General features: G+C 63.5%; 18 protein-coding genes. 10 read left to right on the forward strand and 8 right to left on the reverse strand.

Annotated elements, in window-relative coordinates:
• The first annotated feature begins 220 nt into the window (after nucleotides 1-220).
• Nucleotides 221-418: an SHOCT domain-containing protein gene (locus OO730_RS06525; protein ID WP_264983778.1), complete on the forward strand. Its 198-nt coding sequence runs from the start codon at nucleotides 221-223 to the stop codon at nucleotides 416-418.
• 86 nt (nucleotides 419-504) lie between these two features.
• Here OO730_RS06525 and gltX read toward each other — a convergent pair whose 3' ends face one another.
• The 4 genes from gltX to OO730_RS06545 all read right to left on the reverse strand — a co-directional run bounded on the left by gltX (nucleotide 505) and on the right by OO730_RS06545 (nucleotide 4153).
• A complete protein-coding gene (gltX, locus tag OO730_RS06530; protein WP_264983779.1) occupies nucleotides 505-1902 on the reverse strand; it encodes a glutamate--tRNA ligase in 1398 nt (465 codons plus the stop codon).
• 172 nt (nucleotides 1903-2074) lie between these two features.
• Entirely contained in the window at nucleotides 2075-2296 is a 222-nt protein-coding gene (locus OO730_RS06535; RefSeq protein WP_264983780.1) for a NifU family protein, read from the reverse strand.
• Between the two features lie 68 nt (nucleotides 2297-2364).
• Nucleotides 2365-3426 carry an HDOD domain-containing protein gene (locus OO730_RS06540; RefSeq protein ID WP_264983781.1) on the reverse strand — a complete coding sequence of 354 codons (1062 nt, stop codon included), beginning with the start codon at nucleotides 3424-3426 and terminating at the stop codon, nucleotides 2365-2367.
• A gap of 100 nt (nucleotides 3427-3526) precedes the next feature.
• The gene (locus tag OO730_RS06545) at nucleotides 3527-4153 is read right to left on the reverse strand and encodes an MBL fold metallo-hydrolase (RefSeq protein WP_264983782.1); all 627 of its coding nucleotides are present in this window, start codon (nucleotides 4151-4153) and stop codon (nucleotides 3527-3529) included.
• 61 nt (nucleotides 4154-4214) lie between these two features.
• Here OO730_RS06545 and OO730_RS06550 point away from each other — a divergent pair, with 61 nt between their 5' ends.
• Nucleotides 4215-5390 carry an SGNH/GDSL hydrolase family protein gene (locus OO730_RS06550; RefSeq protein ID WP_264983783.1) on the forward strand — a complete coding sequence of 392 codons (1176 nt, stop codon included), beginning with the start codon at nucleotides 4215-4217 and terminating at the stop codon, nucleotides 5388-5390.
• A gap of 8 nt (nucleotides 5391-5398) precedes the next feature.
• Here OO730_RS06550 and OO730_RS06555 read toward each other — a convergent pair whose 3' ends face one another.
• The 4 genes from OO730_RS06555 to OO730_RS06570 all read right to left on the reverse strand — a co-directional run bounded on the left by OO730_RS06555 (nucleotide 5399) and on the right by OO730_RS06570 (nucleotide 10321).
• Complete coding sequence (locus tag OO730_RS06555) at nucleotides 5399-6787, reverse strand: sigma-54-dependent transcriptional regulator (RefSeq protein ID WP_264983784.1); 1389 nt, start codon at nucleotides 6785-6787, stop codon at nucleotides 5399-5401.
• Nucleotides 6788-6933: 146 nt separating this feature from the next.
• Entirely contained in the window at nucleotides 6934-8802 is a 1869-nt protein-coding gene (locus tag OO730_RS06560) for a two-component system sensor histidine kinase NtrB (protein WP_264983785.1), read from the reverse strand.
• 6 nt (nucleotides 8803-8808) lie between these two features.
• A complete protein-coding gene (locus OO730_RS06565; RefSeq protein ID WP_264983786.1) occupies nucleotides 8809-9627 on the reverse strand; it encodes a DUF4405 domain-containing protein in 819 nt (272 codons plus the stop codon).
• 169 nt (nucleotides 9628-9796) lie between these two features.
• Complete coding sequence (locus OO730_RS06570; RefSeq protein WP_264983787.1) at nucleotides 9797-10321, reverse strand: Spy/CpxP family protein refolding chaperone; 525 nt, start codon at nucleotides 10319-10321, stop codon at nucleotides 9797-9799.
• A 280-nt stretch (nucleotides 10322-10601) separates the two neighbouring features.
• Between OO730_RS06570 and OO730_RS06575 the strand changes: the two genes are divergently transcribed.
• From OO730_RS06575 to OO730_RS06610, 8 genes are all read left to right on the forward strand, one after another.
• Nucleotides 10602-10811: an FmdB family zinc ribbon protein gene (locus OO730_RS06575; RefSeq protein ID WP_264983788.1), complete on the forward strand. Its 210-nt coding sequence runs from the start codon at nucleotides 10602-10604 to the stop codon at nucleotides 10809-10811.
• A gap of 96 nt (nucleotides 10812-10907) precedes the next feature.
• The gene (locus tag OO730_RS06580; protein ID WP_264983789.1) at nucleotides 10908-11672 is read left to right on the forward strand and encodes a substrate-binding periplasmic protein; all 765 of its coding nucleotides are present in this window, start codon (nucleotides 10908-10910) and stop codon (nucleotides 11670-11672) included.
• Between the two features lie 89 nt (nucleotides 11673-11761).
• Complete coding sequence (locus OO730_RS06585) at nucleotides 11762-12220, forward strand: deoxycytidylate deaminase (protein ID WP_264983790.1); 459 nt, start codon at nucleotides 11762-11764, stop codon at nucleotides 12218-12220.
• Nucleotides 12221-12223: 3 nt separating this feature from the next.
• Nucleotides 12224-13342 (forward strand): bifunctional diaminohydroxyphosphoribosylaminopyrimidine deaminase/5-amino-6-(5-phosphoribosylamino)uracil reductase RibD, encoded by a 1119-nt coding sequence (ribD, locus tag OO730_RS06590; RefSeq protein ID WP_264983791.1) that lies wholly within the window; start codon nucleotides 12224-12226, stop codon nucleotides 13340-13342.
• Nucleotides 13343-13441: 99 nt separating this feature from the next.
• Complete coding sequence (locus OO730_RS06595; protein WP_264983792.1) at nucleotides 13442-14011, forward strand: SAM-dependent methyltransferase; 570 nt, start codon at nucleotides 13442-13444, stop codon at nucleotides 14009-14011.
• A 42-nt stretch (nucleotides 14012-14053) separates the two neighbouring features.
• Complete coding sequence (locus tag OO730_RS06600; protein ID WP_264983793.1) at nucleotides 14054-14689, forward strand: TetR/AcrR family transcriptional regulator; 636 nt, start codon at nucleotides 14054-14056, stop codon at nucleotides 14687-14689.
• 71 nt (nucleotides 14690-14760) lie between these two features.
• Nucleotides 14761-15582 carry a substrate-binding periplasmic protein gene (locus OO730_RS06605; RefSeq protein WP_264983794.1) on the forward strand — a complete coding sequence of 274 codons (822 nt, stop codon included), beginning with the start codon at nucleotides 14761-14763 and terminating at the stop codon, nucleotides 15580-15582.
• 70 nt (nucleotides 15583-15652) lie between these two features.
• Nucleotides 15653-16309, forward strand: coding sequence for a riboflavin synthase (locus tag OO730_RS06610; RefSeq protein WP_264983795.1), 657 nt, complete (start codon nucleotides 15653-15655; stop codon nucleotides 16307-16309).
• Nucleotides 16310-16565 lie beyond the last annotated feature (256 nt).

Raw genomic sequence — 16565 nt, forward strand, 5'->3', positions numbered from 1 at the left:
ACGCCCGGACTGTGCACCATACTGCACAGGTGCACATCCTCGCTCCGCCCGATTTCCTGCAACAACATGAAATCACGACATATTCGTTTTGGCACAGGGTATGCTTAGTCTTCCGCAAACGACACGGAAGGTGACAGCTATGGATTTTTTAAGTTTCAGTAATTGGTGCAACGGCCCCGGGTATTGGCAGGGCGGAGGCGGCGGAGGATGGAGCGGCTGGATGATGCCCTTCCATTTCGGCGGCATCCTGCAACTGGTCATCCTGGGACTGATCGTCTACTTCACGGTGCGGATGTTCCGCAAACCGACCAGCGCCGCAGGCCCGGACTCTGCGGAGGCAACCCTCCGCGAACGGTTCGCCATGGGCGAAATCGATGCCCAGACATACGAGTCCATGCGAAAGGAACTCAGAAAATAGTTCGAGAACAGAATACCTCCTCTCCCCATGAGAAAGCCCCCGCCGGATTTATCCGACGGGGGCTTTCCATTGATCATGCCTGATGCCTAGAGTTCCACGGCCCTTCTCATGCGGGCCAGGGTTTGTTCCTTGCCCAACACCATCATGGTCTCGAACAGGCCCGGAGACTGGGTCTTGCCGACGATGGCCACACGGATGGGCTGGGCGATGACCTTGAACTTGATGTCCTTTTCCTCGAGGAATCCGCGATGCAGGTCCTCAAGGGACTGCTCGGTGAATTCGGCCAGCGCCTCGATGCGGTCGGCGATGTCTTCGAGCAGGGGCTTGGTCTCGTCGGTGAGGAACTTCTTCACCGCTGCCTCGTCATAGGGCAGGAACGGGGCGTCCACGATGAAGGGACGGGATTGCTCCAGCATGTCGAGGATGGACTTTGCCCGGGGCTGGAGGAGCGGCGCGATCCTGGCGAAATCGGCCTTTGACACGGCCCCGGCCTCTTCCTCGCCCACCTCGCGGGCCAAGAAGTCGCAGAGCAGCCCGGCCAACCGCTCGGGGTCGGCCTTCTGCATGTACTGGCCGTTGACCCACTCGAACTTGGTCAGGTCGAACACGGACGGCGAGTTGCCCAGGTTGTCCGTGGAGAAGAGCTTGACCATCTCCTCCATGGTGAACAGCTCCTGGTCGCCGTGGGACCAGCCCAGCCGGGCCAGGTAGTTGGTCACGGCCTCGGGCAGGTAGCCCATCTTCTCGTATTCCATGACCGACAGCGCGCCGTGGCGCTTGGAAAGCTTCTTCTTGTCCGGGCCGAGGATCATGGGCACGTGGCCGAACCGGGGGATGTCCCAGCCCAGGGCCTTGTAGATCAGGATCTGGCGCGGGGTGTTGTTGACGTGGTCGTCGCCGCGAAGCACGTGGTTCACGCCCATGTCGTGGTCGTCCACCACCACGGCCAGGTTGTAGGTCGGCGTGCCGTCCGTGCGGCGGAGGATCATGTCGTCCATCTCGGAGTTCTCCACGGAGATGAATCCCTTGACCATGTCGTCGAATCCGGTGGCGCCGTCCTGCGGGGCCTTGAGCCGGACCACGCCTTCGGTCAGCCCTTTTTCGCGGCAGGTGCTGTCGTACTTGGGCTTGCGGCCTTCCTTCATGGCCTTTTCGCGCATGGCGTCCACGTCTTCCTTGGAACACCGGCAGTAATAGGCATGGCCGGACTCGATGAGCCGGTCGATGACCTCGTTGTGGCGGTCGGCGCGGGCGGACTGGAACACGATCTCGCCGTCGTGCTCAAGGCCGAGCCACTTCATGGAGTCGATGATGGCGTCCGTGGCCTCCTGGGTGGACCGCTCGCGGTCCGTGTCCTCGATGCGCAGCCGGAACTCGCCGCCTGCGGCACGGGCCAGGAGCCAGGAAAAAAGCGCGGTGCGGGCACCGCCGATATGCAGGTATCCGGTCGGGCTGGGCGCGAACCGGGAAACGATCTTGGTCATGTGTATATTCTCCTTGAAAAATCGATCAACAGCCGGTTGACGCCCTCAGGCTTTCGAGAGTGGGCCAGATTCGTAGGCGGAAGGGTTCGCGGTTCCCACAGCCGTATCTCAATACGGCGAGGACAGCCGCAACCTTTCCAACTGCGAAGATGGCCCGCTATCGGAAGCCGCGCTATACGGCCTCGACGCCCTTCACTTCGGGGATTTCCTTCAAAACGATTCGCTCGATGCCGTTTTTCAGCGTCATCTGCGACATGGGGCAGCCCTTGCAGGCACCGGTCAGGCGGACCTGGACAATACCGTTGTCGGTGATGTCCACCAGTTCCACGTCGCCGCCGTCGCCCTGAAGCATGGGCCGGACCTTGTCGAGAACGGATTCAACTTTTTCACGCATGGGAAAGCCTCCGTGTAGGGTGTTCGGACGGATGGATTACGGCCTCGGGCCGGGGATGTCAAATACGGCTATTGGTCGATCAGGACGCGGAACGCCTCTTCCAGTTCCTCGTCAAGGTCCTGGACCATCTCGTCCATGCGGTCCGGGGTGAGGCCCATGGCCGCCCAGACCGCAGGGTCCGGAGGCTGGACAAAGTATTCGCCGCTGGAACCGATGCCCAGGCCTGTGGCGATGGTCTCGGCGCAATGCACCAGATGCGGCTCCGGGTCCTTCTGCGTGGGCTTGGGGTGGTGGTGTTCGAGCACGGCGGTCACCAGGACAAAGGGGAAATTCCACTTCCTGAGCAGCATGCCGCCCAGGGTGGCGTGATCGAAGCCGAGCAGCTTCTTTTCCTCGGCAACGAGGAGCACGTCCTTGTTGCGGGCGTGGGCGTGCACGGCCGTGGCCCGCTCCGGCTCGGTCTGGAGCAGGATGAGCTGGCCGATGTCGTGCAGCAGCCCGGCCACGAACGCCCGCTCCGGGTCGCCCTGGCCCGTGATGCGGCACAGCCGCCGCGCGATCAGGCCGCAGCCCACCGAATGCTTCCAGAACAGCTCCATGTCCAGGACGTCGGCGGGCACGTCCTTGAACAGGCTCATGACCGATGTACCCACGGCCAGGGTGGAAAGCTGGTTGACCCCGACCACGGTCACGGCCCGGGAGATGGTGTCGATCTGCATGGGCAGGGAGTAGAAGGCGGAGTTGACCATGCGCAGGAGAAAGGCGGTCATGCCGGGGTCCTGGCTGATGATCGCGGCCAGGTCGTCCGCCGAGGTCGATTTGCCCGCGATGGCCTGCTGCAGTTCCAGGAATATTTGGGGCAGGGCCGGAAGCTGGTGATCCTTGCGCAGGATGTCCAGCGGGTCCAGCGGAGTCACCTCGGGCAGGTCGGCTGCGGACTTCCCCTCCCTGTACCTCTCGGGATGCGCGGCCATGTCCCTGGCCACGTGATCGACCCCGAGACGGGCCAGCCGCTTCATGGAGTCGTCCGGCTCTTCGATATATTTGAATCGTCTGGAAAGCAGCTTTTTCGCCGCTTGAATTATTTCGGATGCAATTTCCTTGACCGGTTCCGTGCTGTTCTCTTCCATTGCGTCTTGTCCTCAGGGTTGGGGAAGCGAGCCTGGCTTTCAGCCTAAAATAAATCGCGAGGAAGAAAAAGATTTTTTTGATAAACAGCCGTTCAACAACTCATTTCAGGAAATGGGGGTTGTACTGCTTCTCGTGGGCCACCGTGGTCATGGGTCCGTGGCCGGAGTAGATGCGGGTGGCGTCCGGCAGGCTCAGGATGCGCGACCGGATGGAGGCGAGAAGCTCCGGGCCGCTGCCCTGGGGCAGGTCGGTCCTGCCCACGGCGATCATGAAGATCAGGTCGCCCACGAACACGCAGCCCGCGGCCGGGAAGAAATAGGACAGCGATCCCGGCGTGTGGCCGGGGGTGTCCAGGACGAGCATGGGCTGGCCCAGCTCCCGGCGCCTGCCCGGCCCGATGCGCTCGTAGCCGAAGTCGATGTACGGGACCAGCTCGCGGATGCCCTTGGCCTCCAGGGAGATGTCCTTGAGGAACTCGTCCTCGCCGCTGGCGTACACCGACACGTCGAAGCGGTTAAGGAGTTCCTTGACCCCGCCGATATGATCCACATGGAAATGGGTGAGATACACGCCCGTGAGGTTCAACCCCAGCTCGTCGATGCGGTCGAGGAGACGGTCCGGCTCGATGCCCGCGTCCACGACCACTGCGTCCCCGTCCGCACTCAGCAGGTAGCAGTTGGTCTCGTCCGGGCCGAGGATGAAGGTTTCGATGATCAGCTTGCTCATGAACGCGTTGCCGGGTAATGATGTTTCAAGAATTCTAAGGTGATACTCGTTAAGGATATAAATGCTGTACTTTCTGGGCAACTGTCAAATGGATTTCCTGTCCCGGTCCGTGGCCGACCTGGGGCTGCCCGCCGTCCACCGCGTGCCGGCCTCGCCCCTGACCTACGCCAGTTCCCCGGGCGCGGTGCCGGACGAGCTGGCCGGGCTGTTCCGCGACATGGGGCTCGACGACTACGTCCATGGCCGGACCCTGGACAACCAGTTCCGCATGATCACCCCGGAGGACGCGCCGCCCTCGCTCATCGTCCTGAACCTGTTCCACGAGAACACCCCGCTGATCATCCACAACCGGGACCAGTACATCTTCTTCATGGACCCCGCAGCATGGGCCGACAAGCCTGAGCTGGAAGCGTGGGCGCAACGGGAATGCGGCCTGATCCGGCCCAACCCGGCCACCTATCTGAAGCGATACGGCGAATTCCTGGCGGCGGTCCGGGCCCACTTCCCCGGCGTGCCGATCATCGTGGTCTCGCGCCTGTCCCACTTCCCGGCCTTCGGGCCGCAGCCCCACTCCTACCTGGAGGGCTGGGACCAGCTCTGCCGCGAGGCCCCGGCCCACTTCCGGGGCTGGCAGCGGGCGCTGGACAATCTCCACCTCATCGACATGGACCGGGTGTTCGGGGGAATATGGGCGGAATCCGGGACCTCCATCGAGGCCCACTGCCCCTTCTTCAAGATTCAGCTGGAAGAGACGGACGACGCGGTCACGGCACTTTCCGCCAGCCGCGACGTGGAGCACATCGGTTCCATGTGGCCGAGGCTGGCCGCCAAGATCGCGGGCTTTCTCAAGACCGGGAAGATTTCCTACGGCAGGAACGAAACCGTACCCCGGGAGTGGAACCGGGCCTGGCGTCCCCGCCCCATGGACCAGGAGACCATGTTGCACAAGCTCGCCTCGGGCGGCAACTACCTCTGCGCCGAGGCCGTGGGCGCGTTCTACCTCGACCTGCAGACCGACTACACCGAGCTCCTGGCCCGCACCGGCCACCTGACCCCGGTCTGCCACAACACCCTGCACATGATCCGGAACTACGGTCGCATCTTCCGCAACCCGGCCATGGCCCTGTGGGCCGACGCCCACGAAAAAACCGCCCGGCAGTTCACGGCCAACGGGCCGCTGTACCAGGCGGATTATCTCAAGCGGATCGACGAAATCCGCGCCTTCGCGTTGTCCTGACCGACGTCTTATCGCCTGGTCAGCCCGTACTTCTTCAGCTTGTACTGAAGGGTCCGGCGGCTGATGCCCAGCGCGTCCGCCGTGCGTTCGCGGTGGTTGCCGTTCTCCTCCAGGGCCTGGATGATGGCCAGCTTCTCGGCCTCCTCAAGGTTGGCCGGGGCGGAGGGCTGCTGGAACACGGGATCGACGTCGATGGAAATCCCCGCCTCGCGCGCGCCGGTGATCTGGGGCGGCAGCAGGTCCGTGCCCAAAGCGTCGGCCCGGGACAGGATCAGGGCGCGTTCCAGCACGTTTTCCAGCTCGCGCACGTTGCCGGGCCAGTCGTAGCCGGACAGGGCGTCCAGGAAGGCGGGCGTCACCGTGCGGATGATCTTGTTGTTCTTGTTGCCCAGCCGCCGCAACAGGAAGCTGACCAGCAGCGGCAGGTCCTCCTTGCGCTCGTTGAGCGGCGGGATGCGGATTTCCAGGACCGCCAGCCGGTAGTACAGGTCCTCGCGGAACCTTCCGGCAGCCACTTCCTTCTTCAGATTGCGGTTGGTGGCCGCGATGATGCGCGTGTCCACGGAGATCGTCCTGACCGAGCCCAGGGGCTCGATGGTCTTTTCCTGCAGGGCGCGCAGCAGCTTGGCCTGCAGGGGCGCGGGCATCTCGCCGATCTCGTCCAGGAAGAGCGTGCCGCCGTCGGCCAACTGGAACCGTCCCGGCTTGTCCTTGACCGCGCCGGTGAACGCGCCCTTCTCGTAGCCGAACAGTTCGGATTCCAGAAGATCGTCGGGCAGGGCCGCGCAGTTGACCTTGATCAGCGGCCGGTCGGCCCGGTTGGACGCCCGGTGCAGCCCTTCGGCGACCAACTCCTTGCCCGTGCCCGAAGGCCCGAGAATGAGCACGGTGGCCTCGGTGGGCCCGGCCTGGCCGATGAGGTCGCGCACCAGCTCGATTCCGGGGCTGGCCCCGATGAAATCCGCCTCGCCGGACACCGCCTCCCTGAGGCGCGCGTTTTCCTCCAGCAACCGGTGATACTCGAAGGCCTTGCCGAGCACGGCGATGACCTCGTCGTTGTCCGCAGGCTTGGTCAGATAGTCGAAGGCGCCCCGCTTCATGGCGTCCACGGCGGACCCCACGGACCCGAAGGCGGTCAGCAGGATCACGGGCATGCTCGGGCGGCGCACCTGCAGCTCCTTGAGCAACTGCATGCCGTCCATGCCGGGCATTTTCATGTCCACCATGGCCACGTCCGGGTAGGTGCCCGACTCGGCCTCCTCGGCCAGCACGGTCAGGGCGCGCTCGCCGGAATCGGCTTCGAGCACGGTCCAGCCGTCATCTTCCAGCACGGCCCGGACCATCATCCTGTGGCCGGGCTCGTCGTCGACTATCAATGCGATGCGTTCTTCGTTCATGGTTGCCTCCGGCGGCCGGGGGAAGGGAGGGGAACACCCTTTGAAAAGGGTTTTTCCCCTCCCTTCCCCCGGACCCCCATCCCTCCCTTTTCCCAAACTTTTTGCAAGCGCATCCGCGCGGTTCGGGTTAAAGAACGGGTTGTGGTCTATTCGTGACTGCGCCCTGAGGCGGCTGCGTCCTTTTCGTTGTCAAAAGTATCATTCGCCGGTCCTGCCGGACCGTCTGGGAAAAACAATTTCATTTTCGTGCCCTCGCCGGGCTCGGATTCGATGACCACCCGGCCCTTGTGGGCGCGCATGATGTTCTGGACAATGGCCAGCCCCAGGCCGGTGCCGGTCTTCTTGCCGGTAATGAACGGCTTGAACACGTCGTCGCCCAGGTCCGGGTCCATGCCCGGCCCGTCGTCGGCCACGGTGATCCAGACCCCGTTGTCTCCCGGCTCGGAGGTCAGCCTGATGTGGCCCGGCTTGTCGCACTCCGGGCAGCCTTCGATGGCGTCCAGGGAATTGGAAATGAGATTGAGCAGCACCTGCCGAAGCGCGTCCTGGTCCGCATACACGGGCTCGGCCCCGAACTCGAAAACCGGTTCGGTCTGCTTGTTCTCGAAGTCGAACCGCATGAGCTGCTTCAGGGAATCGCCCACGCCTGAGAGGTCGATGGCCACCGGGGCGAGCTGACGCGGCCGGGCCAGATAGAGCAGGTCCGTGACCACGCGGTTGAGGCGGTCGGCCTCCTGGACCATGGCCGTGGCGTACTGATCCAGCGGAGCCTGGCCCTTGAGCTTGTTGGCGAACAGCTGGGCGAAACCGCGCAGGGACGAGAGCGGGTTGCGCACCTCGTGGGCCACGCCCGCAGCCAGGGAGCCGATGGCGGCCAGCCGCTTGGCCTCGTTCAGGTCCTCTTCCAGGGAACGGATGCGGGTGCGGTCGCGGATGAGCACCAGCTGCCGCCCCTCCTCCGGGTCGCCCCCCTCCTCGTGGGCCATGAGCGCCAGGGTGAGAATCTCCAGCCTGCGCCCCTGGTAGTCGTACTGCTGCCACTTGTAGGGGGAGGACGCGTCGCCGTCGCCCTCGGGGTGGCCGAGGTCGAGGTCGCGCCAGTTGGAACCGATGATCTCCGGGGGTTCCTCGGCTCCGGCCGGGGAGAAAAGCTTCTTGGCCGAGTGGTTGGCGGCCATGATCTCGCCGTCGGCGGCCAGGGTGACCAGGCCGTCGGGCATATTGTCCAGAAGCTGGTTCTGGAACCGCTCCATGCGCAGCAGCTTGCGGCTGGCCTCGCGCCGCCTCAGATAGGCAAACGCCAGGGACCACAAGACCACTGCGGCCAGGAACACGTACCCGGTCTGGTAGGTGGCCGCCTGCCGGTACTTGCGGAACTGGGCCAGATGCTTCTCGGCGTTGAGGCCGACCACCAGGAAGACCGGCGGCCCGTCCGGGACCTGGTCCTGGCCCATCATGCCGCCCATATTCATGCCGCGCCCCCGCCTCTGGCGGTGCTCGGATTCCGACCCGTCGTCCGGGAGGCCGCTCAGGACGGCGATTCCCTGCCGGGCGCGCAAGCCGGAGACGAGCACGCCCTTCTTCTGGACCTCGGCCATGACGTGCCAGGCCCGGCCCGGTTCCAGATCGACCTTCACCGAGTCGGGCAGCTTGAAGATGGGTGTTTGCTCACGGCTGGCCGAGGACACCAGGGGCTGGCCGTCCGGACCGAACAGGGTGATGAACACGATGTCGTCGGACTTGGACAGTTCCTTGAACAATTCCTCGGCCATGGCCCGGAAGACCTGGGAGGACTGCGCGCCCATGCGCAGGCTCCGGCCGATGCGAAAGATGTTGTTGTCCACGCCGCGCAGGATTGAGTTGCCGGTCATGATCATGTGGTCCTCGACGATCTTGCGCTGCTGCGCAATGGACTGCCAGGTCAGATACAGGCTGCCCAGCCCCAAAACTATGAGCGCCAGAACCAGGGCCACCAGAGGGCCTTTCTCATTGCTGTCTCGGCGTGCGACTTCCATTGGGACCTACTCTCCCCGGAGGGCGGCGTACACGTCGCGCGGCACCGCGTTCGCCTTGGCCGCGATGTCCTTGATGGACAGGTCGGGCGCGGGCGCGAACGACTTTGCCTCGAGCCGGGCCATGGCCTCGTTGAGGTCCAGGCCGAAGGAGGCGCAGAGATCACTGAGCTTGAGCTTGCCCAGCCCCTCGGGCGGGGTGGCGGGCAGAGAGGAGAACGGGTCGCCGCCCAGCGCGTTCCGGATGTCGTCGAAGACCTGCTGCGGGCTGGCGTTCCGGGTGCGGGCGATGTCCTTGATCACGGACTGCTCGCCCTTTTCCAGGACATACCCCGCCTTTTCCAGGGCGGCCATGGCCTCGGCCTGGTCGAAGCCGAGATAGCCGCAGAACTTCTTGAGGCTGGAGTCTTCGGCGTGCCCGTAGGGCGGGTTGCCGTAGACCTCGGTGGCCGACTCCTTGATCTGCGTGGAGTAGTCGAGGAGCTGCCGCATGGGCGGCAGTCCCATGAGCGTCCCGGCAAAGACGTAGACCGTCAGGGCCAGGCTGATGACCATGGGCACGGTCATGACCACCATCTCGCGCGCCCGGTTCTTCATGTAGGCCATGAGCGGCTTCCAGTTGAGCCAGAGGTGGAGCAGCAATGCGATGAAGAACAGGGTGCCCACGGTGGTGTGGGTGGCTCCCCAGTCATCCTTGCTCATGCCCCAGAACGTCCAGTCCGCCCAGTTGGCCACCCGGCCGTGGGGGACGACGTACAGGACCACGCTGGTGACGATCGAGACGATGAAGGTCAGAAAAGATGTCAGTGACGTAATTTTGCGCAACATGGGTTTCTCCTCACGGGCTTGCGGGCCTTACGCCCTTCTCGACCTTGACCTGATACGGAACCTGCCTGCCGTGAATTATAATATCGGTTGCGGGACGACAAGCCACATCAGCTCGCCGCCCCGCACGCATCCTGTTTTCCGGGTTAACGGAAAATGTATTTCATGTCTGCTAGTTGGTCACGCAGGGGCCGTAGCCGGGGCCGTTGCCCATGCCGTAGCCGCCGCCCATGCCGTAACCGCCGCCCATGCGACCGGAGCCGTTGCCCATATGGCGACCGTAGCCGCGCCCTTGGGCAAAGCCGGGGCCGAAGCCGACCAGGCCGGTTTCCTTCTCGATCTCGGCGCGCATGGCGTCACGGTTGTCGCGCATCTGGTCGCGCAGCTTGGTGATGTCCGAGGTCAGGCCGGCAATCTTCTTCTCGTCGGCGCTGCCGCCGTTGATCAGGGCCTGCAGCACGGAGTGCTTGGTCCACAGCTGGGTGCGCAGTTCGTCGAACTTGGCGTCGTACTTCTCGAAGATGGCCTGGACAGCCTGCTGCTTTTCAGGGGTCAGCTGGCTGTAGGGGCCGTTCTGCTGGTAACAGGAGCCACGGTTCGCGCCGCGACCCTGGCCGGGACCGGCGAAAGCCATTGCCGTCATGGAAAGAACCAGGAAAGCCGCCAGTGCCGCGATGGTAAGATTCTGCTTGTTCATGTTTGAACTCCTTTTGATTTGGTAAATGTTTCAATGCGCCAGGAAGATAGTGAGAGTGTGTATCTTCTTGCCACTGCATGAAGCATCTGCCGTGCCAAACATGTAAGAGACTAGGAATAAAAACTATTTTGAAAATCGCACTGTCCCGAAACACTGTTTTTTGTGCACCCCAATGCACACACATTGCACAAACTCCGTGCAAAGTGCAAGCGGGAAGACCTTGACTTTCCCCGGGCAGCACCCACATTGAACGCATCAATTCTGTTTCGGAGAACACAGCATGCCCATCTATGAATATGCCTGCAAGGAATGCGGCCACGAGTTCGAGGAACTCATCTTCTCGCAAAAGGACGAGGTCGTCTGTCCCCGGTGCGGATCCGGGAACACCGAAAAGCTGATGAGCGCCTGCGCGGCAAAGGTCGATAGCCCCGGCCCCGACTTCAACGCCCTGAAAAACACCGGCGGCGGATGTGGCGGCGGCGGGGGCTGATCCATCTGATTCATCGCCCCGGGCCGGGGCGAACGACCACCGGCGGCGCATCGCCGCTGCAGACTTTCAAGACAACCTATGTTAGGAATGCTTCGCATGTTGCCCTTTTGCAAGACCTGCCTGATCGCTTGCTGCACCACGGCATTCCTGTTCGTGTCACCGCGCCTGGCCGCAGCCCAATCCTTCACCGTCATCACCAACTCCGTACCGCCCTTCAAATTCCTGAAGGACGGGAAGCCTTCCGGCATGGCCGGCGATCTGCTCACCTACCTGTTCCGGATCACGGGACACTCCGTGGCGCAAAGCCGGAGCATACCCATGGCCCAGTTCCTTCAGCGGGACTACAAAGAGCCGGGCACCGTCTTTCTCGCCCTGTCCAAAAGCCACCAACAGGACCATGGCTTTAAATTGGTCGGCCCGATATTCACTGCCAAGTCGGGCATCATCGTCAAGAAATTCCGCCATTTTCGCCTGGCCCGCATCCACGACGCAAAAACGATGATCCTGGCGTCGGTCATCAACAGCGCACCGGAAAAAGGACTCATGGGGACAGCCATCGAGGAGAAACACTTCCTGCGCTTCCCCACGCCGCAGGGGGCCATCAAGGCCCTGGTGACAGACAAGGCGGACGGACTTCTGCTGGCCACGGCGGCCGCCTACCATCTCATGGCCCGCGAGGGGATCGACACGAACCTTTTCGAAACGGCCCTGACCCTTGACTCCATCCCCCTCTACTTCGCCTTTCACGCCGACACGCCCGCCCGCGTCATCGAACACCTGCAAGCCACGCTGAACGAAATGAAACAACCCGACGAGACGGGCATGAGCCCCTACCTGAAAATCATCTCCGCGTACTATTGACGCGCACCCGGAAGAGGGATTGCCCGACCGTTCCCTTTCGCGCCGAGAAATGATAGACGGACCGGACACAACCCGCACGAGGATCGACCATGTCCAACAGACTGCCCTGGCCAGAATATTTCATGCGCATAGCCCATCTGGTGGCCCAGCGTTCCACCTGCACCCGCCGCGCCGTGGGCGCCATCGCCGTGCGCGACAAGCGCATCCTGGCAACCGGATACAACGGCGTGCCCACCAACATCGCCCACTGCGAGGACGTCGGCTGCATCCGCGATCAGCTCGGCATCCCGTCCGGGGAACGGCACGAACTGTGCCGGGGACTGCACGCCGAACAGAACGTCATCATCCAGGCCGCCACCCACAACCTCGACCTCAAGGGGTGCGACATCTACTGCACCACCAAGCCGTGCATCCTGTGCACCAAGATGCTCATCAACTGCGAGGTGCGAAACATCTACTTCTCCGAGAACTACCCGGACGAGCTGTCCGAGCAGATGCTCGACGAGGCCGGGGTCCGCTGCATATACATGGAAGGGGACTTCAGCTAGACCATGCCTGGGCACCACGAACATTTCATGCGCCGGGCCATCGAGCTGGCCTACAGGGGACGGGGCACCACCGCGCCCAACCCCTGCGTGGGGGCCGTGCTCGTCAGGGACGGCAAGATCGTGGCCGAGGGATACCACACCCGGTTCGGCGCGCTGCACGCCGAGCGCGAGTGCCTGGCCGACGCCAGGGAAAAGGGCGTGGCCCCCGAAGGGCTGACCATGTACGTCACCCTGGAGCCGTGCAACCACCAGGGCAAGACCCCGCCCTGTACGGAAGGGCTCATTGAGGCCAAGGTGGGCACGGTGGTGGTCGGGACCCGCGACCCCAACCCGGTGGCTGCGGGGGGCGTGGAGCGATTGCGCCGACACGGCATCAACGTGGAACTCGGCGTCTGCGAACAGGAATGCCTGGACCTCATCGGCGACTTCCTGCTCTGGCAGCACTCCCACTCGCCCTACAACATCCTGAAAATGGCGGCCACCCTGGACGGCAAGATAGCCTCGGCCCGCAACGAGCCGGAACCGATCTCCGGCCCGGAATCCTTTGCCCGCGTCCACAAGCTGCGCAGCATGGTCGGGGCCGTGGTGGTGGGAGGCAACACCTTCTACGCCGACAACCCGAGCCTGACCTGCCGCATGAACGACCTGCCCGCAGGCTTCATCCAGCCCCTGGCGGTGGTGGTCACCTCCCGGCTGCCCGAAGCCCCGGCCGAGCATACCCTGCTCCGCGAACGGTCGAACCGAACCATCTTCATGACCTCGGACAAGGCCGCCCGGTCGAAACAGGCGGACCGCCTCCGCGAACGCGGCACGTCCGTCTGGCCCCTGCCCGGGGAGCCCGGCCGCCTCAACCTCTCGCCGGGCTTTGAACGCCTCCACGCGGAACAGGACTGCTATTACACATTGTGCGAAGGCGGCGGCCGGTTCGCCATGTCCCTCATCGAACAGGGGCTGGCCGACGAGGTGGTCCACTTCCTGACCCCGCGCATCCTGGGCGACAACACCGCGCCCTCGGCCTATTCCGGGCGCGACAACGTGACCATGGCCGACACCCGCGACTTCCGGATCACCCGCACGGAACGGCTGGGCGCGGACATCATGCTGACATTACTGGCAAAATAACTTCCGCCGCAGGCAAACACGGGCATCACCCATTTTTTTATGTTGACAACATGAACCTGAGTTCATATTCAGTTTTTAACACAACACACGGAGGCGATCATGTTGCATGCATACAAGGAACAGGGAGACCACATCATGTCGTGGCACCGGCAGTGGACCCTCAACAACCCCGTCCGGGCATTGATCCAGCCGCCTCGGAAGATGTTCAAGGGGTTGGTCGAGCCGGGCATGACCGTGGCCGACACGGGCTGCGGCACGGGCTTCTTTTCCCTGGCCCTGGCCCGCCTTGTGGGGCCGTCCGGCAAGGTCATCGCCGTGGACCTCCAGGCAGAGGCCCTGGCCCTGCTCGAAGAGAAGGCGGACGAGCTCGGCCTGGCCGACATCATAGAGACCTGGAAGTGCGATGCCGGGGACCTGGGCCGACTGCCCGAGGTGGACTTCGGGCTCTCGGCGTACATGGCCCACGAAACACCGGACATAGACGCCTATTTCAGGCGCATGGCCCAATGCGTCAAACCCGGCGGGAAGCTGCTGCTGGCCGAGCCCCGGTTCCACGTTTCCCGCTCCCACTTCGATAACGAGCTGGCGGCAGCGGCCCGGACCGGATTCGTGCACACGGGCACCCCCGCCATCCGCCTCAGCCATGCCGCCGTCCTGGAGAGGGCTTGATGCCGGACGCCGGGAACGGTACGCTGTCTGCCGGAGAAACGAATGAGCAATGACACCACCGTCCGCGTGCCCCAGCAGGCGCGGTCCATCGAAAAGCGCAACCGCCTTGTGGACGCGGCCATGGCCCTGTTCGGCGAAAAGGGCTTCCAGGGCACCAACGCCAAGGAGATCGCCGGGAAGGCGGGCGTATCCGTGGGCACCTTCTATGCCTACTTCACGGACAAGAAGGCCCTGCTCCTCGAAATCCTCAGCCGGCACATGGCCGACGTGGACGCGGCCGTGTTCGAAGAGCTCCGGGCCATGGTCCGGGACGGGGCCACAGGCAGGGAGATGATGCGCCTGACCATCCGGCTGGGACACGACTCCCACCACCACGCGCCCGAACTGCTGCGCATCATGCTGGCGATGCGCTACACGGATGAGGACTTCACCCGCATGGTGGCCGTTGAAAACCGGGACATGACAGCCAAGATCGTCGGCCTGCTCTCCGCCATGGGCGACAACCTCCGGGTCACGGACCTCGACGCCGCTGCCCGGGTGGTGGCCAACGCCTTTGAGGAGACCATGCACTCCGTTGCCGTGTTCGGCCCGGACATCGAACAGGACCGCCTCTACGAAGCCCTCGCCGACATGACCGCCGTCTACCTCTTCAAGGACCCTGACGCACCCCTCAAGTAGGGGGCGCAGGTCCCGATTCCTGTTTACACCCAACGACGCACATGATATGTATCTCCCCATAATTACATAATATGCGTACGCCACCCTGCCAGACTCTCCCCGCAGAGGGGACCCCGCACGAGGCACCAGGGCCTTCCTTCCCTGCGATACTTTTCTGCGTCCTCGCCATCTGGCTGCCGATCCTGGCTTTTCTCGCCCTCACCCCCGCACCCGCCCATGCCGGGTGGGAGATCTCCTACCTGACCGAGGAATACTATCCGTTCAACTATACGGAAGACGGGGACCTCAAGGGGATTTCCGTGGACCTCCTGCGATTGATCTGGAAGGAACTCGGCCAACCCGACCACCCCATCCAGGTCATGCCCTGGGCCAGGGCCTACGACCGCGTCTGCAACGTCAGCAACACCATACTCTTCAGCATGGCCCGGATTCCCCAGCGGGAAAACCTGTTCCGCTGGGCTGGCCCCATCGCCACCGTCCGCTTCGTGCTCGTCGCCAGGAAATCGTCCCGCATCGTCCTGGACGACCTGGACAAGGCCGAGGGATACCGCATCGGCACCCTGCGGGAAGACATCACGGACGCGCTGTTGCAGAAGCACGGCGAGCGGAACAAGATCGAAGCCCTGGCGAACATGGAGCAGAACATCCTCAAGCTCATGGAGGGGAGGCTGGACATGGTGGCCTACGAGGAGCGGTGCTGGAAGCAGATCGCCATCAAGCACGGGCTCTCCCCGGATGATTTCGAGACGGTCTTCGTGCTGAGCGAGACGCCGGTCTTCTACGCCTTCAACCGGGACATCCCGCCCAACCTGTACTGGGATTTCCAACGGGCCCTGGACCGGGTCAAGGCCACGCCGCAATACCAGGAAATCCTGGACAGACACCTGCACTGATCCCCGGATTTACACTTCCCCCGCTCCCTGCTACAACTTCGGCAACAAGCCGCTTCACGAGGAATTCACTATGTTCACAGGACTGGTCATGGGCATGGGCCGCATCGACACCGCCGACAACCGGGGCGCGGAGACACGCTTCCGCATCACCCCCCTCTTCGACCTCCCGGACATCGAGCCCGGCGAGTCCATCGCGGTCAACGGCGTCTGCCTGACCGTGGAGACCTTCGGCGACAACTGGTTCACCTGCTACGCATCCAGGGAGACCATGTCCGTCACCAGCCTGGGCGAGCTCCGGATCGGCTCCAAGGCCAACCTGGAACGGGCCATGGCCATGGGCGACCGGTTCGGCGGCCACATCGTGTCCGGCCACGTGGATTGCCTGGCCGAGGTGGCCGAGGTGCGCCCGGCGGGCGAATCCAGGATATACCGCCTCGCCTTTGACTCGGCCAACGGCCGCTACGTCATCCCCAAGGGGTCCGTTGCCCTGGACGGCATCTCGCTGACCGTCAACGACTGCGCCCCCACCTGGCTGGAGGTGAACATCATCCCCGAGACGCAGAAGGCCACCACCATCTCCGGCTGGACACCGGGCCGCAAGGTCAACATGGAGACCGACATCATCGGCAAGTATGTGGAGCGGATGGTCGCGCCGTGGACCGGCGGCGACCACGCTGGGACGCAGTCGAAAATCACCATGGAATACCTCCGCGAACACGGCTTCTAGCCGCTGATTCCGTTTTCTTTCTGTAGCCTTCTCCAACGCCGCCTTTGGCGGCGTTGATCGTTTTTTTGAGCACTGCGCGCATTCGCGTTCGACAGAATTCGTTCTCCCTACTTTGTGTTCCGCCCCTCGGCGGCCCTATTTTTGGCTGGCGCCCCAAAAATAGGGGAAAAAGGGCGCTTTTTGAGTTAGCTCGCGCTGTCAGGCCCAAGAGCCTGTAGGCGTACTTTGCTGCCCGTCAGGATGTCTGCTGAAGCAG

The sequence above is a fragment of the Pseudodesulfovibrio portus genome (assembly GCF_026000375.1).
Lineage (GTDB): Bacteria > Desulfobacterota > Desulfovibrionia > Desulfovibrionales > Desulfovibrionaceae > Pseudodesulfovibrio > Pseudodesulfovibrio portus.

Coding starts and splice junctions, on each gene's coding strand:
- OO730_RS06525 (WP_264983778.1), top strand. CDS start 221: ATGATGCCCTTCCATTTCGGCGGCATCCTGCAACTGGTCATCCTGGGA.
- gltX (WP_264983779.1), bottom strand. CDS start 1,902: ATGACCAAGATCGTTTCCCGGTTCGCGCCCAGCCCGACCGGATACCTG.
- OO730_RS06535 (WP_264983780.1), bottom strand. CDS start 2,296: ATGCGTGAAAAAGTTGAATCCGTTCTCGACAAGGTCCGGCCCATGCTT.
- OO730_RS06540 (WP_264983781.1), bottom strand. CDS start 3,426: ATGGAAGAGAACAGCACGGAACCGGTCAAGGAAATTGCATCCGAAATA.
- OO730_RS06545 (WP_264983782.1), bottom strand. CDS start 4,153: ATGAGCAAGCTGATCATCGAAACCTTCATCCTCGGCCCGGACGAGACC.
- OO730_RS06550 (WP_264983783.1), top strand. CDS start 4,215: ATGCTGTACTTTCTGGGCAACTGTCAAATGGATTTCCTGTCCCGGTCC.
- OO730_RS06555 (WP_264983784.1), bottom strand. CDS start 6,787: ATGAACGAAGAACGCATCGCATTGATAGTCGACGACGAGCCCGGCCAC.
- OO730_RS06560 (WP_264983785.1), bottom strand. CDS start 8,802: ATGGAAGTCGCACGCCGAGACAGCAATGAGAAAGGCCCTCTGGTGGCC.
- OO730_RS06565 (WP_264983786.1), bottom strand. CDS start 9,627: ATGTTGCGCAAAATTACGTCACTGACATCTTTTCTGACCTTCATCGTC.
- OO730_RS06570 (WP_264983787.1), bottom strand. CDS start 10,321: ATGAACAAGCAGAATCTTACCATCGCGGCACTGGCGGCTTTCCTGGTT.
- OO730_RS06575 (WP_264983788.1), top strand. CDS start 10,602: ATGCCCATCTATGAATATGCCTGCAAGGAATGCGGCCACGAGTTCGAG.
- OO730_RS06580 (WP_264983789.1), top strand. CDS start 10,908: ATGTTGCCCTTTTGCAAGACCTGCCTGATCGCTTGCTGCACCACGGCA.
- OO730_RS06585 (WP_264983790.1), top strand. CDS start 11,762: ATGTCCAACAGACTGCCCTGGCCAGAATATTTCATGCGCATAGCCCAT.
- ribD (WP_264983791.1), top strand. CDS start 12,224: ATGCCTGGGCACCACGAACATTTCATGCGCCGGGCCATCGAGCTGGCC.
- OO730_RS06595 (WP_264983792.1), top strand. CDS start 13,442: ATGTTGCATGCATACAAGGAACAGGGAGACCACATCATGTCGTGGCAC.
- OO730_RS06600 (WP_264983793.1), top strand. CDS start 14,054: ATGAGCAATGACACCACCGTCCGCGTGCCCCAGCAGGCGCGGTCCATC.
- OO730_RS06605 (WP_264983794.1), top strand. CDS start 14,761: ATGCGTACGCCACCCTGCCAGACTCTCCCCGCAGAGGGGACCCCGCAC.
- OO730_RS06610 (WP_264983795.1), top strand. CDS start 15,653: ATGTTCACAGGACTGGTCATGGGCATGGGCCGCATCGACACCGCCGAC.